This is a genomic window from Lentilactobacillus parabuchneri DSM 5707 = NBRC 107865 (assembly GCF_001435315.1).
Lineage (GTDB): Bacteria > Bacillota > Bacilli > Lactobacillales > Lactobacillaceae > Lentilactobacillus > Lentilactobacillus parabuchneri.
The window spans coordinates 401139-424667 of the sequence record NZ_AZGK01000001.1 but is presented as its reverse complement, the minus strand read 5'-3'; the positions used below and the strand labels follow the sequence as shown (position 1 = coordinate 424667).

28 protein-coding genes and 1 other annotated feature are annotated in these 23529 nt (G+C 43.0%); of the genes, 24 read left to right on the top strand and 4 right to left on the bottom strand.

What is annotated here, in order from left to right; genetic code table 11:
* Positions 1-3: 3 nt before the first annotated feature.
* From mutM to rpmF, 19 genes are all read left to right on the top strand, one after another.
* On the top strand, positions 4-846 hold the full coding sequence (gene mutM, locus FC51_RS02175; protein WP_057910441.1) for a DNA-formamidopyrimidine glycosylase: 843 nt from the start codon (positions 4-6) through the stop codon (positions 844-846).
* Positions 839-1429, top strand: a complete 591-nt coding sequence (coaE, locus tag FC51_RS02170) for a dephospho-CoA kinase (protein WP_057910440.1) — start codon at positions 839-841, stop codon at positions 1427-1429. Before mutM ends, coaE begins: the two co-directional genes overlap by 8 nt.
* A gap of 14 nt (positions 1430-1443) precedes the next feature.
* A complete protein-coding gene (gene nrdR, locus FC51_RS02165; protein ID WP_057910439.1) occupies positions 1444-1935 on the top strand; it encodes a transcriptional regulator NrdR in 492 nt (163 codons plus the stop codon).
* A complete protein-coding gene (locus tag FC51_RS02160) occupies positions 1936-3333 on the top strand; it encodes a replication initiation and membrane attachment family protein (protein WP_057910438.1) in 1398 nt (465 codons plus the stop codon). It abuts the gene before it with no gap.
* Positions 3334-3343: 10 nt separating this feature from the next.
* Positions 3344-4303, top strand: a complete 960-nt coding sequence (gene dnaI / locus FC51_RS02155) for a primosomal protein DnaI (protein ID WP_057910437.1) — start codon at positions 3344-3346, stop codon at positions 4301-4303.
* Between the two features lie 329 nt (positions 4304-4632).
* Positions 4633-6576 carry a threonine--tRNA ligase gene (gene thrS / locus FC51_RS02150; RefSeq protein ID WP_057910436.1) on the top strand — a complete coding sequence of 648 codons (1944 nt, stop codon included), beginning with the start codon at positions 4633-4635 and terminating at the stop codon, positions 6574-6576.
* A gap of 76 nt (positions 6577-6652) precedes the next feature.
* Positions 6653-6787: a sequence feature (ribosomal protein L20 leader region), on the top strand.
* Between the two features lie 36 nt (positions 6788-6823).
* On the top strand, positions 6824-7333 hold the full coding sequence (gene infC, locus FC51_RS02145) for a translation initiation factor IF-3 (RefSeq protein ID WP_057910435.1): 510 nt from the start codon (positions 6824-6826) through the stop codon (positions 7331-7333).
* Between the two features lie 33 nt (positions 7334-7366).
* On the top strand, positions 7367-7564 hold the full coding sequence (rpmI, locus tag FC51_RS02140; RefSeq protein ID WP_057910434.1) for a 50S ribosomal protein L35: 198 nt from the start codon (positions 7367-7369) through the stop codon (positions 7562-7564).
* A gap of 66 nt (positions 7565-7630) precedes the next feature.
* Complete coding sequence (gene rplT / locus FC51_RS02135) at positions 7631-7987, top strand: 50S ribosomal protein L20 (RefSeq protein ID WP_057910433.1); 357 nt, start codon at positions 7631-7633, stop codon at positions 7985-7987.
* Positions 7988-8068: 81 nt separating this feature from the next.
* Positions 8069-8584, top strand: a complete 516-nt coding sequence (locus FC51_RS02130; RefSeq protein WP_057910432.1) for a YqeG family HAD IIIA-type phosphatase — start codon at positions 8069-8071, stop codon at positions 8582-8584.
* A gap of 8 nt (positions 8585-8592) precedes the next feature.
* Positions 8593-9729 (top strand): ribosome biogenesis GTPase YqeH, encoded by a 1137-nt coding sequence (gene yqeH / locus FC51_RS02125; protein ID WP_057911134.1) that lies wholly within the window; start codon positions 8593-8595, stop codon positions 9727-9729.
* A gap of 15 nt (positions 9730-9744) precedes the next feature.
* Positions 9745-10056: a ribosome assembly RNA-binding protein YhbY gene (gene yhbY, locus FC51_RS02120; RefSeq protein WP_057910430.1), complete on the top strand. Its 312-nt coding sequence runs from the start codon at positions 9745-9747 to the stop codon at positions 10054-10056.
* A gap of 12 nt (positions 10057-10068) precedes the next feature.
* The gene (locus FC51_RS02115) at positions 10069-10701 is read left to right on the top strand and encodes a nicotinate-nucleotide adenylyltransferase (protein ID WP_057910429.1); all 633 of its coding nucleotides are present in this window, start codon (positions 10069-10071) and stop codon (positions 10699-10701) included.
* Positions 10691-11302, top strand: a complete 612-nt coding sequence (yqeK, locus tag FC51_RS02110) for a bis(5'-nucleosyl)-tetraphosphatase (symmetrical) YqeK (RefSeq protein WP_057910428.1) — start codon at positions 10691-10693, stop codon at positions 11300-11302. Before FC51_RS02115 ends, yqeK begins: the two co-directional genes overlap by 11 nt.
* An 8-nt stretch (positions 11303-11310) precedes the next feature.
* Positions 11311-11667, top strand: coding sequence for a ribosome silencing factor (rsfS, locus tag FC51_RS02105; protein ID WP_057910427.1), 357 nt, complete (start codon positions 11311-11313; stop codon positions 11665-11667).
* The gene (locus FC51_RS02100; RefSeq protein WP_057910426.1) at positions 11667-12419 is read left to right on the top strand and encodes a class I SAM-dependent DNA methyltransferase; all 753 of its coding nucleotides are present in this window, start codon (positions 11667-11669) and stop codon (positions 12417-12419) included. The genes rsfS and FC51_RS02100 overlap by 1 nt, the downstream gene beginning before the upstream one ends.
* A gap of 18 nt (positions 12420-12437) precedes the next feature.
* Positions 12438-13577, top strand: coding sequence for a nucleotidyltransferase (locus FC51_RS02095; protein WP_057910425.1), 1140 nt, complete (start codon positions 12438-12440; stop codon positions 13575-13577).
* An 81-nt stretch (positions 13578-13658) separates the two neighbouring features.
* Positions 13659-14213, top strand: coding sequence for a DUF177 domain-containing protein (locus FC51_RS02090; protein WP_057910424.1), 555 nt, complete (start codon positions 13659-13661; stop codon positions 14211-14213).
* Between the two features lie 54 nt (positions 14214-14267).
* A complete protein-coding gene (gene rpmF, locus FC51_RS02085; RefSeq protein WP_008856889.1) occupies positions 14268-14444 on the top strand; it encodes a 50S ribosomal protein L32 in 177 nt (58 codons plus the stop codon).
* Positions 14445-14578: 134 nt separating this feature from the next.
* Here the strand turns inward: rpmF and adhP are convergent, their stop codons facing one another.
* On the bottom strand, positions 14579-15595 hold the full coding sequence (gene adhP / locus FC51_RS02080; protein ID WP_057910423.1) for an alcohol dehydrogenase AdhP: 1017 nt from the start codon (positions 15593-15595) through the stop codon (positions 14579-14581).
* Positions 15596-15857: 262 nt separating this feature from the next.
* Here adhP and FC51_RS02075 point away from each other — a divergent pair, with 262 nt between their 5' ends.
* Together FC51_RS02075 and FC51_RS02070 are read left to right on the top strand one after the other, a co-directional pair.
* Positions 15858-16544 (top strand): response regulator transcription factor, encoded by a 687-nt coding sequence (locus FC51_RS02075; protein ID WP_057910422.1) that lies wholly within the window; start codon positions 15858-15860, stop codon positions 16542-16544.
* Complete coding sequence (locus tag FC51_RS02070) at positions 16541-18211, top strand: HAMP domain-containing sensor histidine kinase (protein ID WP_057910421.1); 1671 nt, start codon at positions 16541-16543, stop codon at positions 18209-18211. The genes FC51_RS02075 and FC51_RS02070 overlap by 4 nt, the downstream gene beginning before the upstream one ends.
* A gap of 169 nt (positions 18212-18380) precedes the next feature.
* Here the strand turns inward: FC51_RS02070 and FC51_RS02065 are convergent, their stop codons facing one another.
* From FC51_RS02065 to FC51_RS02055, 3 genes are all read right to left on the bottom strand, one after another.
* Positions 18381-20237, bottom strand: coding sequence for a cation:proton antiporter family protein (locus tag FC51_RS02065; RefSeq protein ID WP_057910420.1), 1857 nt, complete (start codon positions 20235-20237; stop codon positions 18381-18383).
* Positions 20238-20366: 129 nt separating this feature from the next.
* Positions 20367-21392: a membrane protein insertase YidC gene (gene yidC / locus FC51_RS02060; RefSeq protein WP_057910419.1), complete on the bottom strand. Its 1026-nt coding sequence runs from the start codon at positions 21390-21392 to the stop codon at positions 20367-20369.
* Between the two features lie 69 nt (positions 21393-21461).
* On the bottom strand, positions 21462-21746 hold the full coding sequence (locus FC51_RS02055; protein ID WP_057910418.1) for an acylphosphatase: 285 nt from the start codon (positions 21744-21746) through the stop codon (positions 21462-21464).
* 40 nt (positions 21747-21786) lie between these two features.
* Here FC51_RS02055 and FC51_RS02050 point away from each other — a divergent pair, with 40 nt between their 5' ends.
* The 3 genes from FC51_RS02050 to FC51_RS02040 all read left to right on the top strand — a co-directional run bounded on the left by FC51_RS02050 (position 21787) and on the right by FC51_RS02040 (position 23517).
* Complete coding sequence (locus tag FC51_RS02050; protein ID WP_057910417.1) at positions 21787-22551, top strand: TrmH family RNA methyltransferase; 765 nt, start codon at positions 21787-21789, stop codon at positions 22549-22551.
* A gap of 70 nt (positions 22552-22621) precedes the next feature.
* A complete protein-coding gene (locus tag FC51_RS02045) occupies positions 22622-23128 on the top strand; it encodes an HD domain-containing protein (protein WP_057910416.1) in 507 nt (168 codons plus the stop codon).
* Between the two features lie 38 nt (positions 23129-23166).
* The gene (locus tag FC51_RS02040) at positions 23167-23517 is read left to right on the top strand and encodes a winged helix-turn-helix transcriptional regulator (RefSeq protein WP_057910415.1); all 351 of its coding nucleotides are present in this window, start codon (positions 23167-23169) and stop codon (positions 23515-23517) included.
* Positions 23518-23529: the final 12 nt, after the last annotated feature.

The following is a 23529-nucleotide window of genomic DNA, read 5'->3' as shown; positions in this document are numbered from 1 at the left end:
AAGATGCCTGAATTACCAGAAGTTGAAACTGTCAGACGCGGTCTCACGAAATTAGTTGAAGGAAGCACGATTAAATCCGTTGATGTTTTGTATCCAAAGATGGTTAATTTGCCTCCGAAGGACTTCGAGAACGCGTTGAAGGGGAAAAAGATTGATCGAATTGATCGCCGGGGGAAGTATTTACTCATTCGTTTGAGTGATCACCTCACGATTGTTTCTCATTTGCGGATGGAAGGAAAATATGACGTTGAACTAGACGGCGCACCGTTGGACAAACACACCCACGTGGTGTTTCATCTAACCGATGGGCGTGAATTACGTTACAACGATACCCGCAAGTTTGGTCGGATGAATCTCGTGGATACCGGCACAGAGATGTCGGTGGCCGGCTTGAAAACCATTGGCCCTGAACCAACTGAACAGGCGCTGACGCTCGACTATATGACGGCGATCTTTAAGAAAAGCCGCAAAGTCATCAAACCTTTTTTGCTGGATCAAAGCAACATTGCCGGGCTAGGTAACATCTATGCCGACGAGGTTTTGTGGTTAAGTAAAATTAATCCTAAGCAGCCGGTCAATTCTTTAAAACCAGCGCAAATCAAACGGTTGCGGAAAAATATTATTACTGAAATTCAAATGGCAATCGATGGCCATGGAACGACGGTTCATTCGTATTCCACTGCCTACGGGGAAGCAGGGAACTTTCAGAATCATTTAAATGTTTATGGCAAGCAGGGAGAACCCTGTCCGCGCTGTGGCACTAAAATTGTCAAGATTAAGTTGGCTCAACGGGGAACCCATTATTGCCCGAAGTGCCAACCGTTACGTGGTGAAAAACATGAGTAAATTAATTGGGTTAACCGGTGGCATTGCAACGGGCAAGTCGTTGGTCAGTGACTATTTAAATGAGCAGGGCATTCCAATTATTGATGCCGATTTAATTACCCATCAGGTCGAAGCAAAGGGAACTGCCGGCCTGCGAGCTTTGGCTGAAGTTTTTGGTGATCAGATGATTCAAACCAACGGCGAATTGGATCGTCAAGCGCTTGGAAAAATAGTGTTTAATGATCCATCAAAGTTAAAACGGTTGGTTCGGGTAATCGATCCGTTTATTCGCGCTGAAATCTTCAAGCAAATCGATCATTATTTTGACGCACCATTAGTTGTTTTGGACGCGCCAACTTTATACGAAAATGGGTATGCCCACTTAGTTGACCAAGTGATCGTGGTTTACTGCGACCCGGTTACGCAGTTGCATCGGCTCATGAAACGCAATAAACTAAGTATTGTGGATGCAACCAAACGAATTAAAAATCAGTGGCCATTGCAGACAAAATGCGATTTGGCTGATACAATTATTTATAACTCAGATTCAATACCAGAAACGCTGGCCCAAGTTAAGACGTGGTTGGCGAGCCAAACGAAATAGACGAGGTGAACACCATGCAATGTCCTCATTGTGGATATAATGGTTCCAAAGTTGTCGACTCAAGGCCAACTGACGACGGCCGAGTCATCAGACGAAGAAGAGAATGTGAACACTGTGGGTTTCGATTTACCACTTTTGAGCGTGTGGAAGTCACACCACTTTTAGTTGTGAAGAAAAACGGTAACCGGGAAGAATTTAACCGCGAAAAGCTGCTTAAAGGTATTGTGCGGTCGGCTGAAAAGCGCCCGGTTTCAATGGATGCGATTACCAATTTGGTTGACCGGGTCGAAAATAAATTGCGCTCTTTGGGTGAAAACGAAGTCTCTAGTCAACAAATTGGTGAATATGTAATGGAAGATTTGGTAAACTTGGATGAAATTGCTTATATCCGCTTTGCCAGTGTTTACCGTCAGTTTAAGGATATGTCGGTCTTTTATAAAGAGCTCAAGGAAATCATGGAAAAGGATAAAAAGAAACATGATGAGGGGCACTCGGAGGAAAAGTAAATGGCAGAGTCATTTGAAAAGTTAACTCCGGATTCAAAATTTGTATTAATTAATGCGCACGTCAATCGAGATCTTGACCACAGTGTTTTAACGAATTTGTATCAGCCAATCATTGGTGAACAGGCAATTGCCTTATACAATTTGTTGTGGTCATTGAGCTTGAATGATCACAATCAAATGGTTTTGCACAAGCACTACGAGATCCAAAGTATGTTAAATTCCGGCATCAGTGATTTGCTGGGCGTTCGCAAACGCTTGGAAGCCGTGAAACTCATTAGAACCCTTATGTCACCCAAGCGGCCTGATACGCTGATTTATGCGCTTAATGAACCGCTGTCACCGGAACAGTTTTTAAGAACGGATATTTTATCAATCATTCTTTTGGGAAAAGTTGGCGACAGCACCTATAAACAAATTGTTGAGCGCCTTGTTACCCCAACACCTGATTTAGGCGAAACTAACGATATTTCCGCTTCTTTATTGAGTACTTATGATGTTCCCAAAAACCTGGTTAAAAACATTCCAGGGGTCGTTAATGAAGCAAAAGCAACCATTAGTCAGTTTTCAAACCAGGCTGACCAACTGTCCTTTGAACCTGACAGCACTCAATTTGATTTTAAATTGCTGTTGAGAATGTTGGAAAATTCCTATGTTGACGAAGCAAGTGTCAAAGCGGCCCGAGACCTTATTTTGTCCGAACACTTGCTTTATGGAATTGACGAAATTCAGATGTCCAAACTGATTTTACGCGCGACCAATTTAAGTAATAATCAGTTAAAGCAAAATCAATTAAAAGCGATTATTACCGACAGCTTTACGCTTAAGCAGGCGCAAGACCGTCAGCCTGTGATTGACAAGAAGCCTGACCGGCAAACGACAACCCAAAATTATGATGCCGCAACCAAACAACTGATTTCAATTAGTAAGACCAATTCTCCGGTGGCGTTTTTGCGACAGATTAAAAAGCAAAAAAACGGGATTGTGACCAGTGGCGAGCAGCGAACACTATCCGAGCTAGTGACGTTGCGGGTTCTTCCTAACGATGTCATGAATATCTTAATTTACTATCTTTTGGTAGATGAGAAGCATTCAACGCTCAACAAAAATTTAATGTCCTCGATTGCCGACGACTGGTCGCAACACGGTGTTGTGACAGCGGAAAAAGCGGTGGTGGCAATTAAACAACGGCCGTTGGAAAAGCAAAAAGAGGCTGCCAAGCGGCGGGCTAAATATGCCAATCAACGTCGGGTAACGGTTAAAGAAACGCTGCCGGATTGGGCCAAAGAAGACCACAAGGAGACTGCCAAATCAGCTCCTCAGCCAAAACGCCAGTTAACCGAAGCGCAGAAAAAGCAGTTAAAAGAGCAGCTGGATCAACTAAAGAAACCTGGAAAGTAGGTGAATCGCAGTGGAAAAAGTGAGTGATTTTGTCAAGAAATTAATGCAGGACCGTGAGTTTAAGGGTGGTAACGTCAGCCAAGGCTTTAACCGAATTATTAATCAAATTCGTCATGATCCTGAAATCGCGGCGTTTTTAAATGATCATAAGGACGAGTTAGCACCTGACGCGGTCGATCGTTCAGCTGCCAAGCTTTATGAATACGTCAACGTCAAAAATCAGATTAAGGACAAGAAACGGTCGTTTGCCCCGGGGTATTTACCTCAGCTGGTCGTCAACGATCATTTAATTGATATTTCGTACCAGCCATCGCCGGAAGTCTTGGAAAAACAGCGTACACAATCGCTTGCGCGTCGAATTCGGACGGTTTCAATGCCCAAAGACATTAAAGACGCGCGAATTTCTGATTTTGAAGGCGCTGATGCCGACAATCCGGATATGAATCGCTATGAAGCGTTGACAATGGCACTCCAATTTATCAACCAAATGAAGGCTGACCCGAAAGCCTTTCACCCCGGCCTATACATATACGGCCCGTTTGGTGTTGGCAAAACATTTTTGACCGGCGCGATTGCCAACGAGTTGGCGGATAGCAATATTCAAACAACGATGGTGCATTTCCCGAGTTTTGCCGTTGAGATGAAATCAGCGATCACGGATAATTCGGTCACTGAAAAAATTGACGCCATTAAAAAATCACAGGTGTTGATGATTGATGATATCGGGGCCGACTCGATGTCTTCATGGGTTCGAGATGAAGTCTTGGGCGTAATCTTGGAGTATCGCATGCAACAACAGCTGCCGACATTTTTTACGTCGAACTTTTCAATGGAACGACTCGAAGAAGAACATTTGCGGATCAACCAAAAAGGTGAGGATGAACCTTTGAAGGCCAAGCGATTGATGCAGCGAATCAAATTCTTATCCAGAGAAGTGGAAATGAAAGGTGAAAATCGCCGGCCAGTTTAATTTGCAAATACAATTGACATTTTCAAAGTGTGATTCTATACTTATAACCAATGAATCAAAGAGACATGGCAATTATGACTCATCACAGGGAGAATGGTTCTAGCCTGGAAGACCATTTGTTTAGACATTAATTGTTACCACTCTTTGGAATTGGATTGCGGACAATGCTATCCCGGTCGGTACCGTTAGCAGCCACTTGAGCGTTTTTTGGATAACTGTATCCAAAATTCAATTTGGGTGGAACCGCGCTAAATACGTCCCTGATGTACATTTAATGTACGTCAGGGATTTTTTTGTGGTTCCAATAAACTATAAAGGGAGTAAAAGATATGTCAGAGCTTTCATTCGAATTTCCAGATGGTAGTGTGAAACAATTCGATGACGGTGTCACTTCAGGAGATATCGCCAAATCAATTGCGGTTAGTTTAGGTAAAAAAGCCGTTGCTGCAAAAGTCGACGGCAAATGGGTCAATAACGACGAGCCTTTACATAAGGGCGGTAAAATTGAAATTGTTACTTCAGATAGTGACGATGGTCTAAGTGTTTTGCGGGCAACTGCAGCTCAAATTTTGAAGATGGCAATCGCGAACAATTTTGACAACATTCACTTTGGCGAAAGTGATGCTGACGAGGACGGGTTCTTTGTTGATACCGACAAACCAGACACCCAAATCAGTGTTGACCAGTTGGCTGAATTGGAACAATCCATGCACAAAATTATCAAGCAGGATCTTTCAACCAAGGTTGTTTTCCTGAGCGCCGATGAAGCGGCTCAAGTTGCTGGCGATGATCCATACCAACAAGAGTTAGTGAAGGAAAATGAAGTCGATGGTAAGGTTAAGTTCTTCCAAATCGGCGATTTCAAGTCGATTGCCGAAGGGGCTGTATTACCATCAACTGGCAAAGTGAAGATCTTCAAACTGCTTTCGGTTGCCGGTGCTTACTGGCAAGGGAAGTCATCAAATCCAATGTTGCAACGAATTTATGCAACTGCCTTTAACAAGCAAAAAGATCTTGATGCTGACCTTGAGAAGCGTCAAGAAGCCCACGAACGTGACCACCGTGTCATTGGTAACGAACTGGATCTATTCTTCGTCGATCCTAAGGTTGGTGCAGGTCTTCCTTACTGGATGCCAAATGGTGCCACGATCAGAAGAACTATTGAACGATACATTGTCGACAAGGAAGTTGATAATGGTTACCAACACGTTTACACTCCAGTTCTTGCAAACCTTGATCTCTATAAACAATCTGGTCACTGGGATCACTACCGTGAGGATATGTTCCCACCAATGGATATGGGTGACGGCGAAGAGCTTGAATTACGGCCAATGAACTGCCCAAGCCATATTCAAATTTACAACCATCACATTCGTTCATACCGTGAATTGCCATTACGGATCGCTGAACTTGGAATGATGCACCGTTATGAAAAGTCTGGTGCTTTATCAGGATTGCAACGTGTTCGTGAAATGACGCTTAATGATGGTCATACATTTGTGGCCCTTGACCAGATCCAAGAAGAATTCAAGAATATTTTGAATTTGATGGTTGATGTTTATCATGATTTCGACATTAATGATTACACGTTCCGCTTGAGTTACCGTGATCCAGAAAACACCGAAAAGTACTTTGACGATAACGAAATGTGGACCAGAGCCCAATCCATGTTGAAGGGTGCCATGGATGAAATGGGACTTGATTACACCGAAGCTGAAGGTGAAGCCGCATTCTACGGTCCTAAGTTGGATGTTCAAACTAAGACGGCACTCGGTAATGAAGAAACCTTATCAACAATCCAATTGGACTTCATGCTGCCAGAACGATTCGACCTGCACTACATTGGTGAAGACGGCAAACAACATCGTCCAGTTATGATTCACCGTGGACTTGTTTCAACGATGGAACGATTTGTCGCTTACCTGACTGAAATTTATAAGGGTGCATTTCCAACTTGGCTGGCACCACACCAAGTTAAGATCATCCCTGTCAGCCAAGACAAGCATCTTGACTACGCTAAGAAGATCAATGACCAACTTCGGGCTTTGAAGATTCGTTCTTCAGTTGACATGAGAGCCGAAAAGATGGGCTACTTGATTCGTGATGCTCAAACCCACAAGATTCCATATACTTTGGTTGTTGGTGACGAAGAAGTTAGTGGCAACAGCGTTTCAGTTCGTAAGTATGGCGAACAAGACACCCAATCCAAATCCGTTCCAGACTTTATTGATGAAGTTTCAAAGGATATTGCATCATATTCTCGTGAAGACTAATCAATGATTGGTTATCAAGCGGGTCAATGGTTTAGTGTTGACACATACTAGATTAGATGATACTATTTAATAGTTGTAATAAAAGCAGGAGCTACCCGCTTCTCGCCTGAGTGAAATTAAGTTCGCTGGGCATGATATCGAGTAAGAGCTTGAGTGATCAAGTTCTTTAATTGAGGCGGGCACAATTCTGTGCCTGCCTTTTTCTGCTTTTCAATTATTTTGGAGGTGAAGTACCATAGCAAAAGATATGATGGTTAATGACGGAATCCGTGCCCGTGAGGTTCGTTTGATTGGTGCTAATGGTGATCAACTTGGTGTTAAGACCAAGGCTGAAGCGCTTCAGTTAGCTGAAGACGCCGAGCTTGATCTTGTTCTGGTTGCGCCCAAAGCTAAGCCACCGGTTGCAAAGATTCTTGATTATGGGAAATATCGTTTTGAACTTCAAAAGAAGGAACGAGAATCTCGTAAGAAACAAAAAGTCATCAGTGTCAAGGAAGTTCGATTAAGCCCAACAATTGATGTGAACGATTTTAACACCAAGTTGAAGAACGCCAGAAAGTTTTTGGCAAAGGGCGAAAAGGTTCGTGTTTCAATTCGATTTAAGGGTCGGGCAATCACTCATAAGGATATTGGCCGAAAAGTTCTTGACCGGATGGCTGCTGAAACGGATGATGTCGCTACCGTTACTCAACGACCAAAAATGGACGGAAGAAGCATGTTCTTAATGCTTTCGCCTAAGGATTCAGATAAAAACTAACAGTTGTTAAATACTTGAGGAGGATTTTTACCAATGCCTAAACAAAAAACTAACCGTGCCGCAGCAAAACGTTTTAAGAGAACTGCCAACGGTGGATTTAAGAGCGCCAACGCTTATACAAGTCACCGTTTTCACGGTAAGACAAAGAAGCAACGTCGCCAACTTCGTGGTACAAGTATGATGGATCATACGAACTTAAAGACATACAAGAAGTTATTACCACATCTTTAATCCGAACCAGTTCAACTGATTCATTCAATTAATAAATAGGTTTCTATGATATAGGAGGAATTCAAAATGCCACGAGTAAAAGGTGGAACAGTCACACATGCACGTCGTAAGCGTGTTTTAAAATTAGCTAAGGGTTACCGCGGTGGAAAGTCTCGTTTATTCAAGACTGCCAAAGATCAGGTTATGAAGTCACAGGTATACGCATTCCGTGACCGTCGTGCCAACAAAGGTAACTTCCGTAAACTCTGGATCGCCCGTATTAATGCTGCTGCTCGTCTTAACGACCTCAGCTACAGCCAATTTATGCACGGTTTGAAGCTTGCCAACATCGACATGAACCGTAAAATGCTTGCTGATTTAGCTGTTAGTGATGCTGATGCTTTCAAAGCATTGACTGACGAAGCTAAAAAGGCACTTAAGTAATTTTGATGTGCTAAAATGACTTTCACCGATAGATTGGTGGAAGTTTTTTTAAATAAATCTACTATATTTAAGGAGCGACATATGTTGTCTCGATTTAAACCAACATGGATGATTGGGGATATCTATTCAATTTCTCCACAGTTCCTGTTGGATCATAATATCAACTGTGTTCTAACCGATTTAGATAATACTTTAGTACCGTGGAACTCAAAAAATGGTTCTCGCGCATTACATGACTGGCTGGCTGAAAACAAAAAATTTGGCATTAAAGTGATTGTCGTTTCAAATAACAGCCATAAGCGCATTCAAAAAGCCGTTCAAGACTATGAACTACCATTCGTGCCACGGGCGATGAAACCACTGACAATCGGGATTCGTCAAGCATTGAAGCAATTTCATCTCAAAAAACGTAACACCGTTATGATCGGTGATCAACTGATGACCGACGTCGTTGCCGCCAATAGTTGCGGCGTTCGCAGCATTTTGGTCAAACCATTGGTCCGCGATGATGCGTGGAATACCACCATCAATCGCTATTTTGAAAAAATTGTCTGGAACAAATTGTCGAAGAAATATCCAGATCTGCATTGGAAATAGGAGGAAGTATGGCAAATAATGAAGTTATTGTAGACGGTGAAGTCGTTCATTGTGTTGGCTGTGGTGCCAAAGTGCAAACAACCGATAAAGAGGCATTGGGGTACACTCCGGAATCTGCTCTTAAAAAGGGACTCGAAAACGGGGAAGTTTATTGTCAGCGTTGTTTTAGACTTCGTCATTATAATGAGATCGCGCCCGTCAGTTTATCAGACGATGACTTCTTGAAGCTATTAACCAGTATTTCCGATACGGATTCACTGATTGTTTATGTGGTGGATATTTTCGATGTTAACGGCAGTATGATTCCCGGCCTTCACCGATTCGTTGGGGACAATCCGGTATTGCTGGTTGGAAACAAACTGGACGTTTTACCCAAAGCCCTCAAGAAAAATAAGGTCAAGGATTGGTTGCGCCAACAAGCCAACGCAGCCGGGATTCGACCGATTGATGTTGAGCTGATTTCAGCCAAAACCAATTACGACATTGATCGACTACTGGATCAGATTGAAAAGTATCGAAAAGGCAAGGATGTTTATGTAGTTGGCGTTACCAACGTTGGAAAGTCAACGCTGATTAATTCGATTGTTCGTCAGTCGACGGGGATTAAGGAATTAATTACGACGTCGCGTTTCCCAGGAACGACCCTTGATCGAATTGATATTCCGTTAAACGACGGCAAAAATCTGGTCGACACGCCGGGAATCATTCAGCCCGAACAGATGGCCCATCATCTAACAGGTAAGGAACTCAAATTAGTCACCCCGCAAAAGACGATTAAACCCAAGGGATATCAATTAAACCCCGGTCAAACGCTTTTCTTCGGTGGCGTTGCGCGGTTTGACTATAACACGGGTGATAAAAAGCATGGGTTTACGGTGTACGCGGAGAATAATTTGTTTATTCATCGCACCAAACTGGAAAACGCCGATGAGTTTTATGCAAGCCACGTTGGGTCGTTTTTAACCCCACCGATGGAAGATCAGACAGATGATTTCCCACCATTAGAGCCTCACGAGTTCAAGTCAACTGAAAAAAGCGACTTGGTGATCGAAGGCCTTGGTTGGGTTACCATTCCAGAAGGCGTATCGGTAACGGGTTGGGCACCAAAGGGCGTTTCAGTGTTGATTCGTCCCGCGATGATTTAAAATAAAGAGGTATATATGAAATTAACTGGAAAACAAAAGCGTTTCTTAAGAGCAAATGCCAACCGGTTGCGGCCAATTTTTGAAGTTGGTAAAAACGGTCTATCACCGGTTTGGCTCGAAGAAATCACCAAGGCGCTCGATAGTCGGGAATTAATTAAAGTGAATGTTCTGCAGAACTCGACGGCAACTGTGGCTGACATTAAGGATTATATTGAAGCCAAGAGTGATATTGCTGTTGTTCAAACAATTGGTAAGACTTTAGTCTTGTTCAAACCATCAAAAGATGAAAAGCATCAAGATTTATCAACGGAAGTATTTTCAATTTAGGGGTATTTTGAAATGGCGAATGTGGTCAATAATGTCGAAACACTTACACAGACAAAAACAGTTGTGAAACAAAAGGGAAAAAGGATTGGGATTCTTGGTGGCACTTTTAATCCCGTTCATAACGGGCATTTAATTGTTGCCGACCAAGTTTTGGATCAGTTGGGATTGGATAAAGTTTACCTCATGCCTGACGCGAATCCGCCGCACGTGGATCGTAAATTTGCGATCGATGCGAAGGACCGCGTTGCCATGATTAACTGCGCCATTCGCGACAATCCCAAGTTTGCAATTGAGATGACTGAAATCATGCGTGGTGGCGTCAGTTACTCGTATGACACAATGAAGCAATTAACCCAACAACATCCGGAAAACCAATACTATTTTATTATTGGCGGCGATATGGTGGCTTACCTACCTAAATGGCATCGGATTGATGAGTTGGTTAAGTTGGTGTCATTTGTCGGTGTTAAACGCGACGGCTATACACCTTCGTCAAAATATCCGGTTATCTGGGTCGACGTCCCCTATATCGACATCTCTTCTTCATTGATTAGATCGAAGTTGCGACAGCACCAGTCAATTAAATATTTGGTGCCGGCTTCCGTTGAACGTTATATAAAGGAGAACCATTTGTATGAAAAATAATCAACTCACGTATCATAATCAGATTGTTCCGTATAGCCGGGACGAACTTGTCGCCAAGCTCAAAAACGCCTTGACTGACAGCCGTTTCCAGCATGTGTTGCGAGTTGAACAAACCGCAATGGATTTAGCTGAGCGAAATGGCGTTGACGTCGAAAAGGCCAGTATTGGCGGCCTGGTTCATGATTATGCCAAACAGCGGCCGGATAAGGACTTTATTGAAGCAATTAAGACTTACCATTTGGACCCCGAATTGCTCAACTATGGTAATGCAATTTGGCACGGTGTTGTGGGATGGTTATTTGTCAAAACAGAATTGAAAATCACTGATATTGATATTCTCAACGCGGTCAGGTACCATACAGTAGGACATCAGTTTATGACGCCGCTGGAGCAGATTGTTTACATGGCAGATTACATTGAGCCGGGCCGGAATTTTCCCGGTGTTGATGAAGCCCGGAAAATAACGTTTGATAATTTACAGGCGGGTGTCGCGTACCAGACCAAACAGACGTTGAGTTATCTAGTTGCCCATAATAAGCCGGTCTTTCCGCAGACAATTGTTACTTATAACAGCTGGGTGCCCGGCTCAGGAATAGAATAGGAGTAAATATGAACAGTAAAGAAATCGCTGAACTCGTTGTTCGTGCTGCTGACAGCAAACACGCCAACGATATTGTCGTCCTTGACATGCAGGAAGTTAGCTTGATGGCTGACTATTTTGTGATTGCAGACGCCAATTCAAATCGACAGGTTAAAGCCATTGCCGATGAAGTTGTTGACCAGGTAGAAGCTGGCGATGTGAACGTTTATAGCGTGTCTGGCAAGGACTCAGCACGCTGGATTTTAATCGATCTTGGTGATGTGATCGTCCACATTTTCCAAAAAGATGTTCGCGACTTTTACAATTTGGAAAAGTTGTGGTCGGACGCACCACTCGTTAATATCGATTCATGGGTGGAAGCATAATGATATACACAGAATTCGCCAAATTTTATGATGATTTATTTGACGCAACTCTCTATGATCGTTGGGCTGATTACGTTGTCGAAAGTGCCCAACAAATGAACCAAGCACCATCCGACTTAAAAATTTTAGACCTCGCCTGTGGCACCGGCCGACTGGCTGTAAAACTTGCTAAGTTGGGCTTTCAAGTTACGGGAGCGGATCTATCCGAGGACATGTTAACAATTGCCGAACAGCGAACTCGTGAGGCAAATGTTGACGTGCCCTTTATTCAAACTGATATGCGTACTTTGGATGGATTGGATCAATACGATTTGATTACGTGTTTTGATGATTCACTCAATTATTTAATTGATGAAAATGACTTATCGGCCGCTTTTACTGTCGTAAACGACCATTTGAATCCAGAAGGTCTGTTCTTATTTGACATGATTACACCTTATCAAGTGATGGAAGTTTATCCCGGCTATATGTACAACTACCGAAGTGAAGATGCGGCATTCATGTGGACCAGCTATGAGGGTGACTTTGCTCCAATGGCAATCGAGCATGAACTAAACTTCTTCCAGTACAACGCCGATAAGGATGCTTATGACGCTTATAATGAAATTCATCAAGAGCGGGCTTATGATTGGCAGGATATCCATGACCGATTGATTGACGCCAAATTTTCGCTGGTCATTCCAAGGACCGATTTTGGACACGGAAAATTCGAAACTCATACTAAACGCTGGTTCTTCAAAGCCAGTAAATGATTAAAAGGAAGTCACAAGATGTTGCAGGCAGTGGGGATCGTTTCAGAATATAATCCGTTTCATAATGGGCATTTATATCTATTGAATCAGGCTAAGCAGGTGACTGGTGCCGATGTTTCGATTGCCATTATGAGCGGAAACTGGCTGCAGCGCGGCGAACCGGCTGCCTTTGATAAATGGCAACGAACTCGGGCTGCTCTTTTAAGTGGGGTGGATTTGGTGGTTGAACTGCCGGTGGTTGCAGCGATTCAACCTTCCCATATTTTCTCAGCTGGTGCCGTCAATCTAGCGGCAACGTTGGGATGTCAATGGTTAGCCTTCGGTGCCGAAACGCCCGATATGGATTATCAACGGCTGATTTCAAATCAACCACAAAAAGATCCCAGCTTTAAGCAGTTTAACCGCCCATACGCGTCAATTTTTCAGGATTATTTATTCAAAAAAACGGGAATCCGATTAAATCAACCAAACGACATTCTGGCATTTGGTTATGCCAATGCAAATGATGAAGCAGGTTCGCCCTTAAAGTTGGTGCCCATCAAACGGGTTGGTAGCCCACACGATGACCCTGAAATTAAGGCGGATAGTGCCTTTGCGAGTGCTTCTGCGATTCGAAGGGCAATTGCCAACCATTCACTTCAAACTGTTCAAGAAGTCGTTCCTGAGCCGTCCATGGCGATGATTAAGCAACAACCGATGTTGACTTGGGATGATTTTTGGCCTTGGTTAAGGTTTGAATTGGTTGAAAATCCTGTTAACCAACTTCATTCGATTTATCAAATGAGTGAGGGAATTGAGTTTCGCTTAAAACGGGCGGCAATCAAAGCCGAAAGTTTTACGGAATTTTTACATCTGGTCAAAACCAAGCGTTACACCTACACGCGCATCCAACGGCTATGCACATACGTGTTGCTCCATGCCAGCAGCCATGATATGCTTCAATCGGTGGGGGATGTTCGCGTGTTAGGCTTCAATGCCAAAGGGCGGGCATATTTGAGCCAGGTGAAGCATGACCTGACCCTGCCGTTGATTACAAAAGTCAACGATCAAACGGTGACTGATGATATCCAGATGGACTTTCGCTCAGGGATGTTAATTCAAATGATTACCGGTGTCTCTCAGGATTTTTATCGGCATCCGATAATCATTGAGAAATGAGCAACCGACTATCAAGGAAATTGCCTTGACAAGGCTATTTGTTGCCGGTATAATAAGTTTTGTTGCATTGGAGGAATTATATTGAAATGGTACTTTAGAGACTTGCAAAAGTACTCAGATACTGATCCTTTCACATTCAATGAAAAGCTTCAAATTAAAGCTGAATTGTTGGATCGATACGCTGACGAAGTGATCGATGCGTCTGACTTTAATGTTGAAGGCACTGCGTTTGCCGATCGAGGTGACGTGATTGTTGATACCCACATTGTTGGAAAGCTTGTGGTTCCATCGTCACGGTCCTTGGTCCCCGTTGATTTGCCACTTGATTTTACGGTTGAGGAATTTTACGTTCCCAGTAAAGCTGCTGAATCAAGATATGGCAAAGATGACGTCGTTTTCGTTTTAGGCGAAGATGACACGGTGGACATGCAAAGGGCAGTTGTTGATAATGTGATTTTGCATATTCCTATGCACATTCTGTCTCCTGAGGAAATGGCCGGCAAGCAATTACCCAGTGGCCAAGATTGGGATGTTATGACGGTAGATGACTATCGCCAGCAAAAGGCAGAACTAAAGACAGTTGATCCACGTCTAGCAGAATTGAAGAACTTTTTTAAAAATCGCGATTCAAAGTAGCTGGACTTAAAATTTCACTAGTGGATATTTTATTTTTACGAGGAGGGAAAAAGAATGGCTACACCAGCACGTAGAACTTCTAAAGCTAAAAAGCGCATGCGTCGCGGTCACATCAAGTTGACGACTCCTAATTTGAGCCTCGACCCAAAGACCGGTGAATACACCATGCCACATCACGTATCACCATCCGGCTTCTACAAAGGCCGTAAGGTTATCAAAGATAACAAGTAATTAAAAAAACAATTTAGAACGCCATGGATTCTAAATTGTTTTTTTGTACATAAAATTTCAAACAGAACACAGAAGCTAAAAAAGAGTGGCTGGACGAAAATGTCCTGCCGCTCTTTTTAGATTCATCAAATGAATTACTTAGTGAAATCAACAACCATCCGACCAACAATCTTGTTGGCTTTCATTTCGTCGATAATATCGTTTACTTCGTCTAGGCGACGAGTTTGAACGATTGGCTTAACTTTACCTTCAGCACCGAACTGGAAGGTTTCAGCAAGGTCTTGGCGAGTTCCAACCAATGAGCCGGCAACTTGAATACCGTCAAGAACAGTTTTGTCGATGTTCAAGGCCATGTCACCCTTAGGAAGGGCAACGGCAACTAATTTACCATCAGGACGTAATGCGTTGACTGATGTTGTGAAGGCTTCGGTGGTGACGGCAGTAATTTGAGCATTGTGAACACCGCCGACCTTCTTTTGGATTTGTTCAGCAACGTCTGGATCGTGACGGTTGATTGTAATGTCGGCACCATTTTCCTTAGCTGCTTGAAGCTTTTGTTCGTTACCGTCAACGGCAACAACATGGGCACCAAATACGTTGTGGGCGTATTGAACGGCCAAGTTACCAAGACCACCACAGCCAACAACTTCAACCCATTGACCTGGGCGGGTATCACCAACTTTGAGGGCCTTATACATCGTAACTCCGGCACAAGTCAATGAAGTGGCTTCAACTGGGTCAAGTCCTTCAGGGACCTTAACGGCGTAGTCTGCAGGAACGATGACTTGTTCTGCCATGGCACCATCAACAGTGTAGCCTGAGTTTTGAACGTTACGGCAAAGTGTCTCACGGCCTGTAATACAGTATTCACAGTGGCCACAGCCTCTGTAGAACCAAGCGATTGATACGCGGTCGCCAATCTTTAAATTTGTGACATCGTCAGCAACCTGAATGACTTTACCAACACCTTCATGACCAATAATTCGGCCAGGAACTTTGCCAAAATCACCTTCGGCAACGTGGAGGTCTGTGTGACATAATCCACAATATTCAACTTGAACTAAAGCTTCACCCTCGTGGATTGGGCGTAAATCTACATCTTTGATATCAACGTATCCATCGACTGGATCTCTTACAACAGCAGCTTTCATGTGTTTTATCATCCTTTTTGTAATATATTTTCAAACAAGTACATTATAAGCATTCAACCGGTTGTTTACAAGTGAAAAGTGGCACAAATTGTGCATAAATGAAAATTATTTCCACACCATCACGTTCGTTGCCGTGTTTGTCGATCTTTTCCAAAGTAACTCACTAAAGTTCTCATAATTATGGTAAAATGAGAGTTATGTTAATAAGTTTCTATGTAATTAATAAACAAATTAAGATACTTTATAGGAGAGCTGATTATTTATGAGTCGAATTTTGATTATTGAAGACGAGAAGAATTTAGCCCGGTTCGTCGAACTGGAATTAAAACATGAGGGTTATGAAACACAAGTTGAACTCAACGGTCGAACAGGTTTGCAGGCCGCATTGGATGAGAATTTTGATGTCATTTTACTTGATTTAATGCTTCCTGAATTAAACGGAATGGAAGTTGCCCGTCGATTACGTGAAAAGAAAAACACACCAATCATCATGATGACCGCGCGTGATTCTGTGATTGATCGGGTTTCCGGATTTGATCACGGCGCCGACGACTACATCGTTAAACCATTTGCAATTGAAGAGCTTTTGGCTCGAATTCGGGCACTTCTTCGTCGAATCCAAATTGAAAATGATCAGCAAAAGACCAACAAAAAATCAGTCACTTTTAAAGACCTCACGATCGAAAAGGAAAGTCGCATCGTTCGCCGTGGCGATGAAGTGATTAACCTCACAAAGCGTGAATACGAACTGTTATTAACCTTGATGGAAAATGTTGACGTTGTTTTGGCTCGAGACGTACTTTTAACCAAAGTTTGGGGCTACGATTCTGAAGTTGAAACCAACGTCGTCGATGTTTATATTCGATACTTACGAAATAAGATCGATCGTCCAGGTGAAAATAGTTATATTCAAACAGTTAGAGGTACCGGGTACGTGATGCGTTCATGACCCAATCCAACTCAAAACCGAAAAGAAGAAAGACATCGCTGAAATGGAAATGGGCGTTTTTTACGTCGATTGGTGTTTTGGCGATTGTTGTTATATTTTCCCTGCTGATTTTTAACCGCTTTACCAATGTGTTACTTCAACAGGAGCGTTCGCACGTCGATAATACGTTGTCGACTGTTTCGTCACGCCTAACCAACTATTCATCACCATTAACCAAGAAAGACGTTGCCTATTATTTGAAGCCAAGAATCTCGAATGATTCGGATCGGATAACGCAAGCCAATGGCAACGATCTTTATTCAAATTCGTTAATCGTCAACTTTTCTCGCGATAATATTTTGGTTAACGTCTATAGTGTCAACGGTAAAGAGTTGTTTGAGTCTCGCCAGGGTGACGTTAAATTTTATAATACAAGTAAACGAAAAATTATCACCCGAAAGCAAAACGGCCGACAAGTGTTAGTGGGTAGCGAGCCATTGTTATCCAAGAAAAACGGCTCACTGATCGGGTACGCTCAAGTTACTGACAAACTAGATAGTTATCGAAGCACGACGCGGAAATTGCTGGCAATTCTCGCGATCCTGGTTCTGATTTCTGTCTTATTAACGATGATTTTTGCTTACATTTTGGCCCAAGAATTGCTACGACCGATTAATCAGATTCAAAAGACGATTAATGAGGTTAAAAGTGATCCCGATTCAGACGCGCGGATTCCTGCCTTTCGGTCAAATGATGAGTTAACGGACTTGGCCGAATTGTTAAACGGGATGTTGGACCAAACTCAGCGTTATATCGATCAACAGGAACAATTCGTTGAGGACGTTTCCCACGAACTTCGGACACCTGTCGCCGTTATTCAAGGCCATATGGAAATGTTGCTTCGCTGGGGGAAAGATGATCCTGAAGTTCTCGAAGAATCATTGAAAGCATCCCTTCAAGAGACCAATCGGATGAAAAGTTTGGTTTCTGAAATGCTGGATTTGTCTCGTGCCGAGCAGATTGAAATTAATTACGGTGAAGAAATCACCAATGTCAATCAAGTGTTCGAGCAGGTTTATAATGACTTTACGATGATTCATCCCGATTTCACGTTTACTTTTGATGATGATACAGATAAGAACGTCTACGTTAAAATCTATCGCAACCATTTGGAACAGGTTTTGGTCATTTTACTGGATAACGCAATCAAGTATTCGACCAACCGAAAAGAAGTCCACATGTCACTTTCGACAACCATGTCGATGGTTAATATTGCCATTCAAGACTTCGGTGAAGGTATTTCAGAAGAAGACAAGCAGAAAGTCTTTAACCGTTTTTACCGGGTTGACAAGGCCCGCAGCCGAGATAAGGGTGGAAATGGACTAGGACTGTCAATCGCCCATCGATTGGTTGAAGCCTACCATGGTAACATTTCAATCGAAAGTTCTTTGGGTTATGGCTCAATCTTTCAAATTAACCTGCCAATTATGCAGGATATGCCAGACGAAGAATTAGAAGATGAGGATCAATCTGATTCTGGAGACCAATCGAGTGATCATGGGTTGCCCGAAGGTATTTTGGATACTTCTACTCAAGCTGATAAATCTCATGAAAAAGATGCCGATCTTAAAGATTCTGCGGACGATTCTCAGTCCGATCACAAAAACGAGGCTGGGCCAAAAGTGTAAGCTTTTGACTCGACCTCGTTTTTCGTGATTTTATATGATCTGGCTGAAACAGGTGACAATCGGCTGACACCAATTATCTAAGCGTCCCAATCAATTATTTCTTATTTTGAAATGAGAGATTGGGACGCTTAAATTCTGGGATCAAAACACTTTTTGTCTTTGGCTTTCTTTAATTGAGCTTCCCAAGTTCACGGCGAACTTCGGGGGCTTCGGATTTACTGCTGGTAAAGATGATGCGATCATTGAGCTTTAACGACGTGCCACCGGATGGTCGGATGAATCGCTTATCCCGGTAGATCTGGGTAATTGTAATCTTGTCGATAAACGGGATATTTCGAACTTGGATGTCTGCGTATCGGCTGTTTCTCAAAGCAACTTCATAAACGCTGGATTCCGTTGAGGTCATTAGACGCATCGTCGATGGTGCCTCAATCAAAGATCGTAGCATGCTGATATTAACGTCCGGCGTATTGTATAACTCGACGCCCAGTTGATCGAGTTCATCACGGCGATCATCTAGAATGTTTCGGTCTTCAAAACGGACAATCACCCGACGAACCCCATACTTTTTTGCAGTTTTTGCCAATTGATAATTTTTTTCGGAATTAATTTGACCAAAGACAACAATATCTGCGTCAAATACACCGTGGTCGATCATAAACTCGGCGTCCAAACTGTCTAATAGTGTGATGGAAATCTCACTGTTAAACGCTCGGTAGTTGTGCTGATTGTTTGTATACATCGTCACGTCGTACCAACCTTTGGCAAGCTGTTGGGCAACGGGGACGGTCGTTAAATTCGTTCCGATGAAGTGGACGGTCGTCTTTTTGAGATCTTCTGCTTCAGCCGAATATAATTTATTAAATACCAACGGACCGACGACACAGGTGATGACCGCTGACAGTAAAAAGGCGCCTGATTGTTGATCAGTGATTTTGTGAAGGTGGCTGGCGACCTGCAAAACCGCCAAAACAACTGTAATCGTTGTGGCACTCATGGCTGTTCCAGCGATTGCATTAGCTGTTTTGAAACGCATTTTCAGGGCTGCAAAGACAAGTGCTTTGGCAATTAAATAGCCAACGAAGATCACGGGGATTAGAAGCAGGGTGTGCGGATTTGAGACAAGTTCTCTCAGATTCAAATTAACCCCACTCATAATGAAGAAGATCGGAATAAAAAAGCCATAACCAATTGAATCAAGACGAACTTTGGTCTCTTCGTGAGGTTCTAGCAGCTTGATGACAATTCCGGCTAAAAACGCCCCAAGAATACCTTCCGCACCGACGGATTCAGCAACCGTTACCAACGTCACAATCATGAAAAAGGAGAGCCGAATATCCACTTGGGTGGTGGACTTGTTAATCTGGTCAAAAAAGCGGAAAAATGCTTTAAAGCGCCAGAATAAAAGTGCAGCGGCAACTAAAATCAATAAAATCAGCCACAGGGATTTGGAATGCGGGCTGTATGCCGACGCATAGAAGGTTAAGCCAACCATTGGGACGACTTCTCCCAAAGCTGCAATTAACAGGATCGTTTGGCCAAACGGCTTACTGAGTAACTCTTTTTCCTTTAACCCGGCAATCACAATTCCAAGTGAAATGGTCATAAACAGGATTGCAGATAGCCAAATGTCAGAAAATAACCCCGTCAGGTTCAAGATATAAGCCATTAAGATCGACATGACAACAATCGAAGCGTAGCCGATAATGGCCACTGCCAAGACCGAGTATTTGGCCTGATGTTGCTTGCCCTTTTCCTCCAAAGGCGTTAGTTCACGATTTTTTCGTTTGAATAAGCTAAAGTCAATTTCCATTCCGCTTAAAAATAAGAGGAAGATCACGCCGACATTTTGGAGAATATCCAGGGTACTTGATGATGTAATCCAATTAAAGACGGATGGTCCAAGAAACACACCGACGATAATTTCGACCACCGCGGTTGGCAGAAAGGTGATTTTAAACCTCGCCATTGCCAGCGGAATGACTAAAGCGGCCAGTAAAATAATGAGTAAAGATAGTTGATTCATAGAAGTGAACAGCTCTTTTCCTGAAAAAATATACAGTAACATCCTATCATTGATCGGTTGATTGTGGGTCAGATTTGTTTAAAAAGGGACAAAAAAATCACATCCCGGAAGATGTGATTTTTTGAGTATTTAGTCGTGATGACGTTGCTGCTTACCGGCATTTCTGGGCCGTGATTGTTTTGGCTTTTGAACGGAAGAAGCGTTCGAAGAAGATGGTGTCGGCTTTTCCTTAGGCTTGTTGTGCTTAACCTGCTGTTTGCCGGTGTTTCGTTGCCGGTTGCGGTTATGAGATACGGCAGTTGAATTGGTCGAGTTTGCAGGAGCAGCTGGTTGACTTGGCATCAAATCTTCGACAGTCACCGGCTTTTTACCCGCATTCTCCTTTTCAATATTCTTACGAATTCGCGGACGGTACATATTGATAATCAACGTCTGGATACATGCGAACAAACCACCGATGAAGAAGTAGATTCCCAGACCAGCTGGTGCGGACAAAGTAAATATCAAAATCATAATTGGGCTCATTAACATCATTGCGCCCATTTGTTTTTTCTGGGCCTGTGGTGTTCCAAGCATGGTGAGGTAGCCTTGAAGCAGGTAGGAGAGAAAGGACAAGACGGCTAACACCCAACTTGTTTGTCCAAGGCGAATCCCCATAAAGACGGTGTGGGAAAGTTCTGGTGAGTATCGAATTGCAGCATACAAAGCGGTAAAGATGGGCATTTGAATCAGCAGGGGCAAACAGCCAATTCCGCCGGTCATTGAAATCCCATTTTGCTTGTATAAAGCCATCATCGCTTGGCTGGTGGCTGCTTGTTCCTCAGGTGTCTTGGCAGCCTTTTGCCGTTTTTGCAACTCCGCCATCTGTGGGCGAATTAATTGCATTTTTTCCTGCTGGATGGTTGAGGCCTTCATTTGGCGGACCATAATCGGCAACAGAATCATTCGAACAAGTACGGTTAAAACAATAATTGCCCAGCCGTAACTGCCAACAAACTGCGCAATCCATTCCATAATTGCCTGGGCAGGACGGGCGAGGTAGTCATAGACTGCACCATAAGGCTTGCCTGATTTGGTGGTTCTCACACACCCACTTAAAAGTAGGGCCATACTGGATAAGAGCCCCAGTGTGGTGATATGTTTAATTTTTTTCATTAGTAGGACCTTTCTTAAGTTAGTACGTAAACAAAAACAATCTTACTAGATTATGGCGGGGTTTTCAATTTAATATTTCACATTAAACCCTTTATTAACCCTTTTCGATATATAATTGATTTGAAGATGTTCAACTTTGGCAAATGAATTCGGTGATTTTTGAATGGCGGCAATAAATGCGGTTAAATTGTCCGGGCTGCCGCTTGCAACAATTGAGACGCTGCCATCAGGCTCATTTTTGACCCAGCCTGAAATGTCGAGGGACTTGGCAATCTTAATGGTTGACCACCGAAAACCGACGCCTTGAACCAGTCCGCGCGCATTCAGCCGGACGGTTTGATTATTTTCACTCATTAAAAGCACCACCTATTATATAAATTGGGAGAGAGATTATATGGAAAAAATTACGTCAAATCAAAATTCACGGGTAAAAGATTGGAAAAGAATGCAGACCAAGAAAGGCCGGGTCAAATCCGGTCAGTACGTTATTGAGGGTTGGCACATCGTTGACGAGGCAATCCGTCACCGACAAACGATTAAAGAATTAATGGTCGTTGACGAAAGCTATTTAGGCGCCTTGCCGGTGGATGATACGACGCAAGTGTTTATCATCACCCCAGAAATTGCCAAACATATTTCTTCTACTGAAACTCCTCAGGGTGTGTTTGCAGTCCTCGATACTCAAGACTACCACGAAAAGATTCCCGATGAACTTCAAGGGGCTTGGTTATTGCTGGATAATATTCAAGATCCCGGCAACATCGGCACCATGGTCCGGACAGCCGATGCGGCCGGCCTTGACGGAATTGTATTTGGCAAGGGGTCTGCTGATATCTATAATCCCAAAGTTGTCCGCTCAATGCAAGGCAGCCAGTTTCATATGAAGCTGTTCACCGGAGATATTCTTGATTGGATGGCAGCTTTTCAAAATGCTGGGATCAAGACTTATGGTACCGAGTTGAATGATCAGGCAGTCTCATATGATACGGTGAAACCAACGTCACAATTTGCCTTGGTAATGGGAAATGAGGGCAACGGGGTTGATCCCGAGATTCTTGAAAAGACCGATCAGAACCTCTATATCCCAATGAAAGGTGAAGCGGAATCCTTAAATGTGGCTGTAGCAACCGGGATATTACTTTTCAAGTTTGTTAAATAACGTTCGTTTTCGTTGATATTTCGGTCAATACCTAGTATTATGTTGATAAATAAAGACAAAGGGGTATTACATGCAAAAGGATGAATGGAAAAACGATTCTGAGTATCGTGAAATAGTTTCTGATCTGTTAGCCACTGACATGGTGAAGAAATTGGCCAACTATACTCAGCACCACCACTCAACTCGACTTGAACATTCAATTGCTGTTTCTTTTGACAGTTACAAAATTGCCAAGAGAAGGGGCTTAGATTATCGTGCCGTTGCGCGTGCTGGATTGCTGCATGACTTGTTTTTCTACGATTGGCGAACAACCAAGTTTGATTTGGGATCCCATGCATTTATCCACCCACGAGTTGCTTTAAGAAACGCCGAACGAATTACGAAATTGTCGCCGATGGAAAAAGATATTATTCTCAAGCATATGTGGGGGTTAACACTAGCAAGACCCAAATATGAGGAAAGTGTGATTGTATCTTTGGTCGATGATTACGAAGCTGTCCACGAATTCATGAGTCCAATGAAGGCAAAGTACGAAAATTTGAAGCACCAGGTAAAGCGAATTTCAGTAAGTAAATAACCGAAATTTAGATATTCCAACTGTGAGGGGGGATTTATATGCGCCAATTAATCGGCCTACAAGACACGATTGACTATTATTTGTGTCCAAAATTTGAGAAGACATTTTCATTCCTTGGGAAGAAATGGAATGGTTTAATTATCGACGTTCTCCTTCAAGAAGGGGTTCTGCGTTTTCGCGAAATTGCCCGTCAAATTCCTAAGTGTAGTGACCGGGTATTAGTGGAACGATTGAGAGAACTTGAAGACGATGGCGTTGTTGTTCGAAAAGAACACGATGACTCGTCATTGATTGAGTATTCTTTAACTGAGCAAGGTAAGGAATTAGCACCGATCATGCACGAAATTCATACATGGTCCGAAAAATGGTATCCAAGCGTTAAAAAGTAGCTTGACCATTTT